We start from the raw sequence: 14,601 nt of genomic DNA, 5'->3' as shown, positions 1-14,601 counted from the left end.
GTTGATCGATTCCGACGAGCCGCCGCTGCGATGGGTCGCGGGCGCCGATGCCGTGCAGACCGGTGTCGACAAAGCCAACCTGCTCCTGCAGCAGGTCGCCGCACACGAGGAGCTGTCCTCCTCACTCGCTCACGACGACTGACCCCCTCGACCGAGACCGCCGTAGCCCCATCGAACGGCGACAAGATGTTTGGTCAGATCGAGTGACATGCCCGGCATCGCCGAGACTCGTGAGCGGAGCGGGCGACAAGTCGTCCGTCCGTCGACACCCGGACGGGATCAGGACTTCCTGGACCAGCTCAGTTGTGCAGAAGGGGTAGTCGGCCCGCGCCAACAGGCCGTAGAGAGGCTCTGGGCGAGCGTCGCTGTGTCGGCCCCGTCCGGCAGGATGCAGGGGGAGGTACAAGCCATGACGGGTGCTGATGACGCAACTGCGAACCTCGCGCGGCTTCGGGAGGAGGTCGTGTCGACGCGGAAGCGGCGCATGGACGCGCAGCGCGCCGCGATCAACGCTCCGGTCGTCGCCCTTGCCCTCGATCGTGCGTCGCGTGATCGCTCGAGTCGCGCGACGGAGGAGACCGACGCGCTCCGCGACGAGATCGACGGGCTCTGGGACCAGATCGTGCAGGAGGCACGCCGGGTTGACGGCGTGCGGCAGCTCTTCGACCGCGCCGATGCCGCCTACCCCGGTCTTCCGTCTCGGCCGCGCCTCGTGACGGCGCTGAACGCGGAAGCCCACTGGCGCGCAGCGCTCTCTGCCGACTCTCGCGCCGCCGCCCTCCGTCTGGAGTTCCCGCACGTCGAGGAGATCAGCTGATGGCTCGCGGCAAGCACCGCACACGAGCAGACGGCCGGCGCAACGCCCAGCAGGACGCAGTTCTCCGGCAACTGGAGGCGGAGCTGGCGTCGGAGCAGCAGGCCCTCGCAGAGGCAGAGCACGCGCTCTCGGAGGTTCGGCAGCTGCAGGCCGACGTCGAGCAGGAGCGGATCGCCCTTGCCGAAGAGGTTGCCCCTGTCGCCGAGGAGCTGCGGTCAGAGCGCGACTACCTGCGGTCCGTGCTTGCCGACGCTCGAGCACACCACACATGGGTTCACGAGGCCTGGGACAAGCTCAGCAGCGCCGCGATCGACGCCTCACCTGGTACAACGAGGATCGAACGAATCGAGACCTTCAGCAGGGCATTGGGCGTGCCCGCTTGGCTCAACGACGGCAACTCGAAGCTCAGTACCGAGCAGGTCACGCGGATCCAGCGGGCCCGCGGTGAGCGGCACGAGGCATCGACGCTGTCGCACGCTGACGCGCAGCGTTCTCACCTGAAGACCCTGCTCGACCTCGGGGTCATCGCACCCGACCTGATCATGCCGGATCGCCGGCGCACCCTCATCGAGCAAGGCGTGATCGCTGTCGATGATGACGGCGCCCACAAGATCGTCTCGGCCGACGGGAGCACACCGGATCAGGCCGACATCCTCGACGAGGCCCTTCAGCTCGCCGACTCGGTCTGGGGTTCCCGTGCGACGAATCTCGATCCCGCATCCGTGCACGCATGGGGCTCGAGCCCGGTCGTCTCGTACGGGGACGCGTCGGGTCCTGCGCTGCAGTCGCTCGGACGGATCACGCGGCCGCACGAGCGAACGCCGAAGTCGACTGACAACGAGCTGCTCACGATCGAGCTGCCCGTCCCCAGCACGTCGGCGGCAACCCGGGCACAGCTGGCCAGCTACGGCGCCCAGCGCATGCTGACGAACTGGCGCGAGGTCATCGATGCCCGGCAGCGCGTCGCCAAGGCGCTCGAACTGGCCAGCCATCCCTTCGCGCAGCTGAAGCCTCACCCGCACCCCGGGCACGGGATCGCGACCCAGAACTCGTACGCGCTGGCGGCGTTCTCGCGATGGCTCAACACCCAGGACGACACCGCGCTCGGCGAGGTCGCCGTCGGGCTCACGGCGTCTGCCACCTACTGGCTCCCCGCCGGCCAGACCGCTTCGTTCGCAGAGTCGGAGCCGCTGACGGAGTCGGACAGGGCCGAGATGGTGCTGCCGTTCCCCAACGTGTTCCTCGCGTTCGCGGAGCCCCTGCTGCTCGAACCGTCCGGAGCGCCCACGTCCGCGGAGGTCGACCGATGGAGGCACCTGTCGCAGGTCACGCACGACGCGCTCCGGGCGAACGAGTCGCTGGGTGACCTGATCGCGGCGCGGAGCCGTGCCGACCTCTCCGACATGTCCGCGCCTGGTCTCGACGAGATGGTCGCGTCCTTCGGCGCGCAGGTGGAGGGCGTGCTGCTGCTCTCGGACAGCCTGGGACGGCCGGACGATCTGTTCGCATGGTGCTTCACGATCCGCGGTGCCTACGGTGCGTCTCTCGGGCGCTTCGTCGTCCCCGCTTCGCGCAGCCTGACCCAGTACCGAGATGTCGTCGACAACCTCACGGCGGTCGTCGCCTGGGCGCAGTGGCACGAACCTGATGTCACCACCGAAGTCCCGCCCGGCATGGCCCCTGCAGACGTCGATGCTGTCGTCTCGACGCCGTCGTTCAAGCGTGACGCCAAGCGCGCAGGGGCAGGCATCAGAGTCGTCAACGTCGGGGCGACGTACCGCGGCGGTACGTCGCGCCGGGCCGGGGAGGAAGAGCCTGCCAGCCGAGTCAGCCCGCACATCCGACGGGCGCACTGGCGACGCCAGCGTTTCGGGCCAGGTCTGGGAGAGAGCAAGCGGATCCGCATCGCTCCGGTGCTGGTGAACGCTCACCGGGGCGACATCGCTCCTCGGGTGTACCGACTTCGACCGCGCGAGGCGAGTCAGCAGGCTACGACGTAGGCCTAAGCGCACCTCGGGCTACGTGCTCACCAGCCCCGATCGTCCATGACGACCGGGGCTTCACTGGTGGAAATTGCGCGATGCGCCCTTGTCGGGTGCGTGAGGTTAGAACGGCAGCCACGCCTCGAGGGCGGGCCGCTGTCCCTGGGCGCCGAGCTCGACACCCTTCCGCTCGGCGTCCCGGCGCAGCAGGTCCATGCCAGGGTGTCCGAACGGGAAGAGCACCGCGCCCCAGACGACGAGGGTCGGGATTTCGGCGTCCTTCGCCTTCCCCGCGCAGTCCCACGGGCCGCGGGAGGTGTTCTTCCGATCCTCCCCCGGCGCGAGGTGCAGCCCGTGCGTGGGGAACGCGAGGCGACACGCTGAAAAGGAGAATTCTGCCGAGATTCACTTTCACTCGGAAACGAGCAGAATCGATCGCCCTCGGATTCCGCGGTCACAAACCGGCAGTCGCCCGCACCTAGCCTCCCAGGTATGAACCCCCCGGATGACCCTCACGAAACCACCACCCTACGGCACGAGAGCACCCTTGCCACGACCGCGGCGGAAGGCGAGCTACTACTTGCGCTTCGGACTCTCGGCGCCAAGGGCGACCATCTCGTTCGCGGCCTCACGACACTGATCAAGAGCATGCCGCCTATTCCGCCGCGAACCGTTCAAGCTCAGCGCGACAGGGCACTCATCGAAGCTGGCGTGATGACAGCCGAACAAGTGGCGGCGGCAGAAGATGAGCTTGCCCAGGGCGCACTGCAGCTCGTCGAGATCAGCGGATGGCTATCCAGCGCCTGGGAGACGGTGCCGCTCGACGCGGCGTCAGCGTTCCTGCACCGAACACCCGAGGACATAAGCGAAGCGGCGAAGCGAGGCAAGCTGCTCATCGTCGACATCGGAGCCGACCGCCGGGTTCCGACCTGGCAATTCACGACGCGCCCAGTCGGTCACCTCCTGCCGCACCTCGACGAACTGCTGCCGGCGCTCCGCGAACGTTGGGACCCGCTCGCGATCGGGCGGTTCTTCTCGACAAGACAGGAGGACTTGTTCGATGAGGGCATGAAGACGCCCGCGGCGTGGCTCGAGGACGGCGGCGAGGTTGAGGATCTTCTCGAGATCATCGAGGGAGGACAGTACAGATGACCGAGCGCCCTGCCCTCTGGTTCATGGACGACGACGGTGAGCTTCACCGCTACAGGCGCGACAATGCTCTTTCGGAGGAAGACCTGCGCCTCTTCATCGAGGCCCATCCCAAGACCCTTGGCGACGTCATCATTCTCGGCCGGGACGTTAAGACGGACGGCCACGGGGACGTAGACCTCGTTGCAATCGACTCGGACGGCCAGCTCTGGGTGATCGAACTCAAGCTCAAGTCGGCGACTCGAAAGATCATGGAGCAGACAATCGGTTACGCCTCCTGGGGCGAGTCAGCAACTCGGCAAGACCTCGCCAACCTGTACGCGGCGTACTCGGGCGGCGCCTCGCTCTCGGACGAGTTCGAGCGCCGGTTCAGCAAGCGTCTTCCTGAACGAGCCGAGCGGGGCCTGGTCGTAGCGACCGTGGCGTTCAAGACCGATGAGCACGCGCACTGCCAGCTGGAATGGCTCGCGGGGCACGGAGGCCCGGTTCGCGCCTACGAGTACGCGTTTCTCTATGCGGATGGAATCGAGGGCTTCGAGATGCGACGCGTCTGCTTGCACCGACATGGCAGCTGACCGCAACGCCGTTCGGCGTGAAGGCGTCGGCACTTCGATCCACAACAAGGCGGTGCCGGCTCGAGCGATCTGGACGGATGCTAGCCACTGGCGCGGTGGCCACACCTGGGCATGGGTCGATGACGTCGGCAACTTCGCCCATGGAAGAGGCATGGGGTTCGCCATCGACAACAACGAGGCAGAGCTCTGGGCAATCGTCGAAGCGCTCCGCGCGGTGCCGGACGGATACCTCGTGCACGTCACCACTGATAGCGAGACAGCGGCGGCACTCATGCTGCCGTTCGCGGAAGTCGACGGCGTCCTTTCGAAGCCGATGCGGAACTCCGAGCTCTACCGTGAATGCTTCGAGGACCTCGCTGCCGTCACTGTGAACAAGACGGTCCTCGTTCACTGGCGCAAGGGACACCAGCCGGCAGGCAGAAACGTCGCAGCCGATCGACTCGCAACTGCTGCTCGGTGGGAGGACACCACCTTCGACGAGTGGACGCGTGATTGGAAGCACGCTCTTGATGCGCTCAAGCATGGAGCTGAATTCCCCGCGCCCTGCTCGTGCGGGTTGCGGCTGCGAGTGTAGTGACAGGGAAGCGGGCTCAATGCCGAGCGGGCACCCTCGCAGCCAACAGGACCTACAGGAGCCACGGCGCCGTCGAACGCTCGCTCAGGGCGAACTGGGACTCGGTCTGCTTCGGCGTCTTCTTCATGATGCCCCACGGTCGAAGGGGGTCGGGCTGGCGATGATGCCGTGCGCGGTTACGATTTTCGACTTCCCGCCTGTCAGTTTGCGGCGCTACGCAAACTCGAAGCCTTCGGGGACTTCCACCTCAAGTAGACGGCGGAGGTCCGCCCCGGAGATGGTTGCCGTGAGGTCCACCGTCGGGGTGACTCCTCGGCCCAGTCGTCAACGTGAACCTTCATATTCGCTTTGGCGATGCCGAGGGCTGCGTCCGCCCGGGCTGCAGATGAAACTTTCTCCTCTGAGTAGTGTCACTCAGCCGAATTTGACTTACTCGGTTCAGGGATGTGCGCGGACGCGTCGATGAAGAAGGACGGAATTACCTCGTCAAACCGCGCTTCGAGATCCTTGAGCACATCCTCCGGCCAACCGAAGTAGGAGTTGACGTACGTCAACGCGTTATAAAATGCAGCAAGGGCAGCCCGTGCTTCATTCTCGAGGAAGTCGATCCCGATTCGTAGATTGGCGACCCGGTTACCGCTAACCGGCTCCACTTCCCATAGGCGCTTATCTCGCTCCGAGTAAAGCGTCGGGTGCGTCATGTTTGAGAGGAAACCGTATATGCCTGTGGCTTGATCGGACCCGATCGCCCCGCCGCTTTCTTTGGTAAGCACGTACATCCAGACGACAGCGTCCTCTAATTTAGGGAGCTTCTGACCAAGAAGGGACCTGTCACCCAGGTCCGCCTTCGTCACGCCGGGGAATCGCGCTAGAATCTCCGCCTTCAACGCTTTGTAGTCTGCCTCTGCGCGAATAAACGTCGGGTGCACCTTGGTCAGCATCCGTCCCGCGTTTTTCTTCTCCTCCTCGGCGCTTAGAAGCTCCTCGAGGTAAGCACGGGCAAGCCGTTGATCAACATCCTCATCGGGATCATTCCCCAACACCCAAACAGCGTGCGCGCAGTTCTCAATCACTGCTCGGATGAGAACCGGTGGCGAGAACATGACCTCAGCACTGGCAAACAGCGCAGCAAGTCCTCCGAGGTGGCCGCTCGCCACGACAAGGAAAGAATGAATGACCTCCGCAATCATGCGGTGCCCTGTCTCACCCCGCAGGCTGTGTATTTTTGGATCAGGAGAGGGCAGGGTGAGCGCGTCATCACTTGCAGGAGACCCTTCAGCGGGCGTCCAGTGATAACGGTCGCTTAGCTCCTGAAAGGAGTCTCGACAAGAGCGAAAAAGGCCGGAAAGCTCTTCGAGCCGAGCTTGAAAATCGGGAGAAACCTCTTGCCAGTACGCCACGCTGTCAAGAGTACCCCTGAAGCCTCGTAGTTGCCGCGGCGCAACTGCTCGATCAGAACAACCAGCAAATCTTCGCTGACACAGGAGCTTCGCTGGGGGTCGGTTCGACATTGAGAAGGCCTAGATTTGGTGTCCCGGTGATGCTCTCCGAGCGGTAAATTCGCCTCGATCTTCAAGTCGCACCGGCCGAAGGCATCGTTCGAGCAGGCCTCTCGAGGCTGCGCTCGGCATCCCGGTCCGGGCCGCAATCAACTCACACCAGAAGCTAGACGTCGCCGCCCCTGGCCTCGACAACGCCGCCGCGCGCAGCGCGCGCTACCTCGCCGCCTCCACTGGACGCCTCCGCGCGTTCGCGTTTTAGGAGTTCGTCGATCCTGACGACACCCTCATCGTGACGAGTCAGATTGTCTGATCGCTCGACCCGGAGAGCAAGAAGCGCCCAACGTCACGCTCGACAGTGTCGATTCCCTAGCCCAAGACCTCGGTGTCAACCCCTTGGTGTTACTGCCCGTCCCGCGAATCGATAGCTGGTCTCGACCCGTAAAGGCGGAAGCCAGCGCGCTCGAGAGTGCGAGCCCCGCTACAACGTCCAGCCGCGGCGAGAGCGGTTAGCCCGGATAGCCCGGATAGCGTCAAGCCTCAGCTTCCTGCTCCAGGACTGCAACCAAGCAGCAGGCGAAAAGTAACCAGATCGAGGGTCACGTGTGGTGGCGTTGGTCTGAGACGATTCTTGTGTCATCCGGATCCGCGACCTTGCGGCGTGCGATGAGGAGCGCGATGCTCGGTGATCAGACGCCGGCGTCATCGATGGGAGCGAAATATGAGCAGCGTCGAAGCGCACCTTCGCAGCGTCGACGGAGTGATCTGTAACAACATCGCCGTGCTCTCGAACGACCGCGCGTTGCTCTCGCAGAACACGCTGTCCCAGCTGCGAAACCTGGTCGAAGGTATCGCCGTGCTGCTTCACAGGCGGGACCCCTCGGTTGAACACGACTACACCGCCATCGAGGCCGGTCTCGCGTTCATGAAGACGCAGGGGAAGCTCGGTTTCCTCAACCGCTTCTATCGGCTCCTCCAGCCGAGTGCTTCGCACTACACGTTCGATGGCGACAGCTCTGAGCGCTTGATGCTCAAGTACTACGAGTACCTCCACCGGGCCCGGGACCTCCTCAGCAAGACGTTCGGGCTCGAGGTTCTACACAACCTCGAGGACTTTCCGATCGATCTCGACCCCGCAATGCGGGAGTATCACCACAAGATCGGCGAACGCCTCGGGGCCGCGCGTGACATTCATTCTTCGATCGACCGCTCGTCTCGTTACTACGTCCTCAAGACGCGACCGTTTTTCACAGGTGGACGGATCTTCTACGAGGTGACTTTCGCGGTCCCGTCCGACCGACCCAGCATTAGCAAGTTCGATCACGTGATCGCCTTCACCGAACACGACATCGGTGACAAGCACGCCGCAACTCTGACGCTGCGCAATGACGAAATCGAGGTTCTCGGACAGACAATGCCGATCATCCTGATCACAGCATGGGAGGTATCCATCCGCGGATGCGAGTTCGAGAACTTCGCCCGGTTCTTCGGACCGCGCTCTCGCGTTCGGACGACAAGCAACGAGTACAAGAGCCTTATGCGTTACCTCACGGAGACGGGTTCCACGCTGCTCGACCTCATCGATTTGCCGGACACGGACTACGACCGCATCAAGGCGTGGGCTTTGAAGGATGCGAAGTCTCCGAGCATTTATCCAACCCTCGACGAGGCACGCCGCGTCGTTCTAGACCGCCGCCCCGGCTACCTGCTCCTGCGCTACCTCCTGCTGTCTATGCGGAACGTCGTCATTCGCAAGCAGTACAACTCGGACACCTGCAGCAAGCTCTCCAACCTCCACCTTCGATGGGGCTGTATCCCGTTCGAGAACATGCCGTTCTGCACGTACCCGATGGGCCACCGAACCCGCTTCTGGGATCTCCTGGAGGCAATTGACCCGACGGGCCGCGACCATGAGATGCTCGCCCGACGGATCAACAACAACGTTGATCGCCGCGGCATGCTTTACACGCCACTGTCCGAACTCGAGGACTTCGGTGACGACGTGCTCTCGCTTATCGACCAGCACAACGCCCTGCTCTACAAGAACCCGCGGCATCAGGCTCGTCGGTTGGAGGTCGAAATTGGCCATGTGTTCATCCGCGGCTACGAAAATGACGTCGTCAAGATCGTCGAGAAATTGCAGAGCCACGCCACAGGTGGCGTCGGAGGCTGGGAGACGGCGCTCTCAAAATGGATGAGCGAGCTTCAGACGCCGCTCGACGACCCCGCGAAAGCTGCCGCGCTGAAGTCACTGTATAGCGACTCCCGCGTCGCACTGATCTATGGCGCCGCTGGCACGGGCAAATCGACGATGATCAATCACCTCGCCAACTACTTCAACGGAAAGTCAATGCTGTTCCTCGCGAACACGCATCCGGCCGTCGACAATCTCCGGCGACGAGTGCAGACTCAGCACGCCGAGTTTCGCACCATCGCGAGTCACAACTGGAACTCCGGCTCCGCCACCGAGTACGAAGTACTCGTCATCGACGAGTGCAGTACCGTGAGCAACGAGGATCTGCTACAGATACTGGGCAGCACCAAATTCAAGCTGCTGCTGCTCGTCGGCGACGTCTATCAGATTGAGTCGATCCAGTTCGGCAACTGGTTCGGGATCATGCGCTCGTTCGTACCGAGTTCCTCTATTTCCGAGCTGGACAAACCGTGGCGTTCTGACAACCCGCAACTGCTCGCCCTTTGGCAGAAGGTTCGCGGTCTTGATGAGGACATCACCGAGACCATGACGCGTGGGCACTACTCCACGCCCCTCGGTCCAGAACTATTCGGACGACGCCGGCATGATGAAATTATCCTCTGCCTGAACTACGACGGCCTTTACGGCATCAACAACGTTAACCGGTTCCTTCAAAGCAGCAACCCAAATCCACCGATCAATTGGGGACCGGCGATCTTCAAGGTAGGCGACCCTATCGTCTTCAACGACAGTGAGCGCTTCAAGGGACTCATCTACAACAATCTCAAGGGCACCATCCTCGGCATTGATCGCCAGCCCGGACGGATCCGCTTCGAAGTGGAACTCGCCCGAACTGTCACAGAACTTGACGCCTGGGGCCTGGACCTAACCTGGTTGCACGATTCGGTCGTGTCCTTCGACGTATTCGAGCTCGCGGACAGCGACGACGATGATGCAGCCCCGAACACCTCGGTGCCATTCCAGGTCGCCTACGCCGTCTCGATCCACCGCGCTCAGGGCCTTGAGTACGAATCCGTCAAAATCGTCATAACGGACGCCAACGAAGATGCAATCACGCACAACATCTTCTATACGGCGATCACCCGCGCTCGTGAATACCTCCAGGTGTTTTGGACTCCCGAGACCGAAAAGAAGATTATGGCGAAACTCGAGCGGAAGTCGACAGCCAAGGACGTAAACCTACTGATTGCACGTCGCGGCTTGGTCCGGGCATAGCGAGATAGCCGATGCCGTTCTGGATGCAACACATACGGGCGCCGAGGCCGAGCCTTGCTATCTCGTGGGATACAGGTGGTCGAGCGCTCGATCACCACGGCGCGTTCTCAGCTGAGGGGCGTGTTCGACCGGGGTCACCATCGTCGACTTAGTCGGGGTCGAGGGCATGTCCGTTCGCGAGAAGCAGCCGCTGAGCTGCGGCTCCGCGCTGTCCGGCGCGTCAGGCCCAAGCCGGTGACACGTCAGGAGCAGCGCCGCGTTGTGCCGGCCGATATCGTCCATGCCCAGGACAGGACGCTATCGGGATGCCGGGCTCGCTGTTCCGCCGTACGTGGTCAGCGCCCGACGGGTCGACCGAGGAAGACCTCAGCGCCAGCGCCCTTGGCGCACCTTGCCGATCCCGTCGCGGCGCGGCTTGTGCTCGCCCTTTCACCCGGGGTCCGGCACCACGCCGGCCTCGTTGACCGCATCAGCGTTGGGCGCATCGCGGGGTCAACCACGGTCACGACCGCACGACGATGACCTTCTCGGCGGCTGCCGGTGCGATGGTCGCATCACCCTTCGTGTACGACGCGATCCAGATCATCTTCGTGAGGACGTTCCCCGCATCGTCGACGCCGAGCGATGGGTAGGGCTGGCGTCGCCAGTGTCCCCGGACGCTCCAGGCCGGACGGTCGATTGAGTGTGTGGCCGCGTCGTCGCGATACACCTCAGCGTGATCGGTCCCAGCCTTCACACGGACCACATGCAGCGGCCCGTGATCGGGGTTCGACGGCGAGGCTGCGTTTCCCCCGGGCACCGGCCGGGTCTCTGACTCGGTCACGTCTCCCTGTTCCATGAGGGCCCAGACGGCTGCGAGCAGCTTCTGTTCGGCGCGGTGCTCATCCCAGACGGGCACGAATGGCAGTCGGCCAGCCAGTCGCTCCCCCACTTCCTTCGGATCTTTGCCTCTGCCCGCGGCGTACGTCCGAATCCTCCACATCACCTCGCCCTGGCGGTACCACACGGCGCGGACGTACCGCTCCGTTCCGTCGGGGCGAAGCATCACGACCGGGCGAGCGAAGACCCAGAGCGCGTTGACGTGCACGGGAATCGAGTCAAGCTGCTCGTCGTCTCGCAACGTGTCGACCGCGAGCTGCAATAGCTCCTGGTGCAGCAAGAATGACTCCTCTGGAACGTCCTGCGGGAGACTGACGCTCCTCGCGAGGTGCGGAACATCCCCCGGAGTGAACACCTGGGCGCGCGGGGCCAATCGAGCCACTGTGTCCCCGGTCAGGATCTTCCGAGAGGGCGTCGCCGGGATCTCGGCGAGGGTGCTCTCGTCGAGGTGCGGGCCGTCGGTGTTGCGGCGCACCCTCGAGAAGGAGCGACTGAACCAGGCTCTCTGACGGCGCACGTCGATCGCGATGAAGATGTTCGACGGGACGAGACCCCGCTCGCGGTATCGGCGGTCGATCTGCCGGAGCGGTTCGATGAGACTGCCGCGACTGATACCGCTCCCAGGACTCGGTACCCACCTCTCCTGTCGTAGCGTCATGAGGCCGTACTCCGGCTTCCGAGCGAAGTCGTGGTAGATCACGATGACGGAATCGTCAGGCGAAGCTGCCGCCACCAGCAGGTCGTACCAGTGCGGGATCTGCTCGCGGATTCGTCCGGTGCGTTCGGCGACGATGACGTCCTTCGACATGGCGCGGACGGGACCCTTCGGACGTGCCCCACGACTCCCGGCTGGCCGTCCGCGCTCGCGAGGCGTCGATCCAGTCTGCGGCTTGTCGTCCCGTCTCGCGGGCAGCCCGAGTGTCCGGCGCACCTGCGCCGCCACGTCTGCCGGCACACGGCTGGACGGGTCATCCACTCGGTGCCCGAGCCGCCTGAGTGCGCTTGCGACCGATTTCGTGTCGACCCCCGCCTCGTTGGCGATCTCGAAGACCCGCTGATTCCCCATGCGCTGATCATGTCGCAGACCACCGTCCGAGGACAGCTCCACCGTCAGACGCGGTTCAGCGGTGGGCGCCAGACGCGGCGGAGCTCGTCTTCAAGGGCCGCAGCGTCCTCCGGCGTGGGCATGATCCGCCAAGCGATGTCGCACGACTGAAGCCACGTACGCACGACATCACGCTCGTCGACGGTCAGCTTCCATCGCCCCTTGATGGTCTCGGTCGTAGGGATGCCCAGGAGGAACTCCGCGACGTCGCGACGGAGCGACGACGACCCGAGGCTGAAACCTCCCCCGAGGTGACGCCCCCAGATGCGTGTCCGAAGGCTCGACGCCGTGCCGACGTACGCGAGGCGTCCGTGCCAGCGCCAGAGGTAGACACCGGGGTCAGTCGGGATGTCGCTGCGCTCGACCTGCGCGACCGGCCTTGACTGGACGCGAAGCATGCTGTCCCACGGCTCCCCCGCGGGCGGTCGCGTGTCCGGCAGCTCTGGCAGGGGTGCTGCGATCTTGGTCAGCATGCGTCCATCGTCGCTCATTACGCGCAACAGGTCAGGGCCAGACGAGGATCCTCTCTCGGCCCCGGAGCGGCGATCGAACCACATGGGCAATGGAGTGTGCCGGCGTGGTGGCTACTTAACGAAGTCGCCGGTGTATTCGGCGTCGTAGCCGGAGATCTGCCACCCATCGCCGGGCGAGGTGAGGTTCAGGGTCGAGGTGGCGGCGACGGTGACTACGGCACGTCTCACGACCGACGCCGTCAGATGCGTCCACAGAGCCGACACCGTTCGCCGACGGCCTAACGACACCCCGTTTACATTTGTAGACCTTGCTGTAACATGGTCGTGTACCCACTGGAGACGGCGGGTACATGAGGCAGAAGGACTGCCAAGGAAAGGAATCACTATGGCTACCACACGCACGATCTCTCACTTTCGAGGCTCCTCTCGAGCGGAGGGGACATCCCCTCGCGATGAGTGACTCGTTCACCGAAATTCGTATCAAGGAGATGCAGAAGCGGAGCACTAGCGGCCCGCCGATCTCCTTCCGACTGTCCGTCGAGGACGACCGCGAAGCAGAACGCCTCGCGGCTGAGCTCGACATCACCAAGCCCGCACTCGCGAAAGCCGGCCTCCTAGCCCTCATCGATGGCTACCGGCACCAGCAGCGTGAAAGTGAGCAGTCGGAATAGAAGTCAGCCGGCAGGCTGCCTGCCCAGGCACAACCCCGTGCCGGGCGACCGCGTTGGAGCACGCCATGACAGGCGCCGACGACAACCCCACCCACTACCCAAGCCAAAAGCGAGACCGCGAAAACCCAGACACCCAACAGGACGCCAACCCCAAGGACCCCGCCTTCGACGCTGCACGCGAACTCGGCAAGCAGCTCGCGAAGGGCATGGGCTACGCAGCTGGCAAGCACCTCTTCGGCGCCGCCGCCAAGCACATCGAACAAAATCCCGACGACAACTTCTTCACACGCCTGTTCGACTGGCTTCGTAACCTCTGAGCCGGACTGCGTGATGCATCAGAGCCGCTCCGTGCCCAGCACGCAGCGGCTCTGTCGCGTTCCAGGGGACTGCTACAGCTTTGGTCGACTCCTGACCGGTACGGACGTGATCCCCGCTAGAAGGACGTCGATCATGCCGATGGTCTATCCGCATGGATCGCGAACCGGGAGCTGCCCCGGTTATAGGTAGGACAGCAAGTCCGAGCAGCAGGCGGACCGGCCAACTTGGGCGATTCAGGTCCTGCTGGAGGGTCCTGCTGCGGCAAGCTGATCCGGTCACGCATCCGTATCCAAGATCGCGGCGAAGTGCTCACGTTCGCTGACATTGCTCGGGTGTGCTTGACCGTTAAACCCACCCCTGTTGGGTACAGTGTCCCCGGACACCGCCGTCAGGTGCGTCAGCGCCGAGGTCTCCATCGCCGCCTCGGTCGTCGGATCGAGGCCGGAGCGGTCCCCGATCGCGAGTCCGCGCAGCAGCGCCGCTCCGGGCTGCGGCAGGTCGGCCGTGGCCCGGACGAACGCCTGCCGCGCGGTGTCGGTGGCGCCGAGCAGCCCGTCGGGCGGCACCGACGACGGCGTCCCGCGCAGGAACGCCACGAACGCGGTTGCGGAACCGGGTTCGTCCGGCTGCACGGCGGCGGTCACGGTGACCCGGGCACCAGCCGCCAGCACGGCGCCCGGTGCGTCGCCGTGCTGGTCGGGGACGAGCCGGACCGGCACCCGGAGCCCGTCGAGATCGTCCGCGCGCACCAGCTTCGCGGTGACGGAGCGGTCCCCCGGCACGAGGTCGCGGGTCAGCACCGCCTCGACGTCGACGTGCCCCGCCCCCGGACCGGCGACGAGCGCACGCAGCGGTTCCGGGGCCCGCCGGGACTCCCCCACGAGGACCGACACCGCGAGCAGTGTCGTCAGGGACCCCGCGACGAGCAGCAGTCCGGCGACGACCGGCACGACCCCGGCGCCCCGACGCCACCGGAGCACGCTGCCGCTGACGCCGGTCAGGAGCGCTGTGGCCCCACCGACCACGGGTGCCACGTCGGGCACGCCGACGAGCAGGGCGGTCGCGATCCAGGCGACCGCCACCGGCACCGCGACCCGCAGGTCGATCGCACTCGGTGCGAGCTGCACCG

Annotated in this window: 12 protein-coding genes; 8 read left to right on the top strand and 4 right to left on the bottom strand. The window is 64.4% G+C overall.

Features of this window, described 5'->3' with window-relative positions:
• Window positions 1-208 precede the first annotated feature (208 nt).
• The 5 genes from DEJ27_RS13235 to DEJ27_RS13220 all read left to right on the top strand — a co-directional run bounded on the left by DEJ27_RS13235 (window position 209) and on the right by DEJ27_RS13220 (window position 5,097).
• Window positions 209-817 (top strand): hypothetical protein, encoded by a 609-nt coding sequence (locus tag DEJ27_RS13235; RefSeq protein ID WP_111091108.1) that lies wholly within the window; start codon window positions 209-211, stop codon window positions 815-817.
• The gene (locus tag DEJ27_RS13230; protein WP_146244702.1) at window positions 817-2,817 is read left to right on the top strand and encodes a hypothetical protein; all 2,001 of its coding nucleotides are present in this window, start codon (window positions 817-819) and stop codon (window positions 2,815-2,817) included. Before DEJ27_RS13235 ends, DEJ27_RS13230 begins: the two co-directional genes overlap by 1 nt.
• Window positions 2,818-3,291: 474 nt before the next feature.
• Window positions 3,292-3,951 carry a hypothetical protein gene (locus DEJ27_RS13225; RefSeq protein ID WP_146244701.1) on the top strand — a complete coding sequence of 220 codons (660 nt, stop codon included), beginning with the start codon at window positions 3,292-3,294 and terminating at the stop codon, window positions 3,949-3,951.
• On the top strand, window positions 3,948-4,523 hold the full coding sequence (locus tag DEJ27_RS17825; RefSeq protein ID WP_181430158.1) for a hypothetical protein: 576 nt from the start codon (window positions 3,948-3,950) through the stop codon (window positions 4,521-4,523). The genes DEJ27_RS13225 and DEJ27_RS17825 overlap by 4 nt, the downstream gene beginning before the upstream one ends.
• On the top strand, window positions 4,513-5,097 hold the full coding sequence (locus tag DEJ27_RS13220; protein WP_181430157.1) for a ribonuclease HI: 585 nt from the start codon (window positions 4,513-4,515) through the stop codon (window positions 5,095-5,097). The genes DEJ27_RS17825 and DEJ27_RS13220 overlap by 11 nt, the downstream gene beginning before the upstream one ends.
• A gap of 410 nt (window positions 5,098-5,507) precedes the next feature.
• Here the strand turns inward: DEJ27_RS13220 and DEJ27_RS13215 are convergent, their stop codons facing one another.
• The gene (locus DEJ27_RS13215) at window positions 5,508-6,497 is read right to left on the bottom strand and encodes a hypothetical protein (protein ID WP_111091104.1); all 990 of its coding nucleotides are present in this window, start codon (window positions 6,495-6,497) and stop codon (window positions 5,508-5,510) included.
• A gap of 820 nt (window positions 6,498-7,317) precedes the next feature.
• Between DEJ27_RS13215 and DEJ27_RS13210 the strand changes: the two genes are divergently transcribed.
• A complete protein-coding gene (locus DEJ27_RS13210) occupies window positions 7,318-10,026 on the top strand; it encodes an ATP-dependent RecD-like DNA helicase (RefSeq protein ID WP_111091103.1) in 2,709 nt (902 codons plus the stop codon).
• Window positions 10,027-10,528: 502 nt separating this feature from the next.
• On the opposite strand, the gene DEJ27_RS13205 is transcribed toward DEJ27_RS13210, so the two are convergent.
• Entirely contained in the window at window positions 10,529-11,713 is a 1,185-nt protein-coding gene (locus DEJ27_RS13205) for a hypothetical protein (RefSeq protein ID WP_111091102.1), read from the bottom strand.
• A 302-nt stretch (window positions 11,714-12,015) separates the two neighbouring features.
• Window positions 12,016-12,483, bottom strand: a complete 468-nt coding sequence (locus DEJ27_RS13200) for a GIY-YIG nuclease family protein (RefSeq protein WP_111091101.1) — start codon at window positions 12,481-12,483, stop codon at window positions 12,016-12,018.
• 452 nt (window positions 12,484-12,935) lie between these two features.
• Here DEJ27_RS13200 and DEJ27_RS13195 point away from each other — a divergent pair, with 452 nt between their 5' ends.
• Window positions 12,936-13,154 (top strand): hypothetical protein, encoded by a 219-nt coding sequence (locus DEJ27_RS13195; protein ID WP_111091100.1) that lies wholly within the window; start codon window positions 12,936-12,938, stop codon window positions 13,152-13,154.
• 65 nt (window positions 13,155-13,219) lie between these two features.
• Complete coding sequence (locus tag DEJ27_RS13190) at window positions 13,220-13,471, top strand: hypothetical protein (protein WP_111091099.1); 252 nt, start codon at window positions 13,220-13,222, stop codon at window positions 13,469-13,471.
• A 276-nt stretch (window positions 13,472-13,747) separates the two neighbouring features.
• On the opposite strand, the gene DEJ27_RS13185 is transcribed toward DEJ27_RS13190, so the two are convergent.
• Window positions 13,748-14,599, bottom strand: coding sequence for a hypothetical protein (locus tag DEJ27_RS13185; RefSeq protein WP_111091098.1), 852 nt, complete (start codon window positions 14,597-14,599; stop codon window positions 13,748-13,750).
• Window positions 14,600-14,601 lie beyond the last annotated feature (2 nt).

It is taken from the genome of Curtobacterium sp. MCPF17_018 (assembly GCF_003234135.1).
Taxonomy (GTDB): domain Bacteria; phylum Actinomycetota; class Actinomycetes; order Actinomycetales; family Microbacteriaceae; genus Curtobacterium; species Curtobacterium flaccumfaciens.
This window is presented reverse-complemented; position numbering and strand designations above follow the sequence as displayed.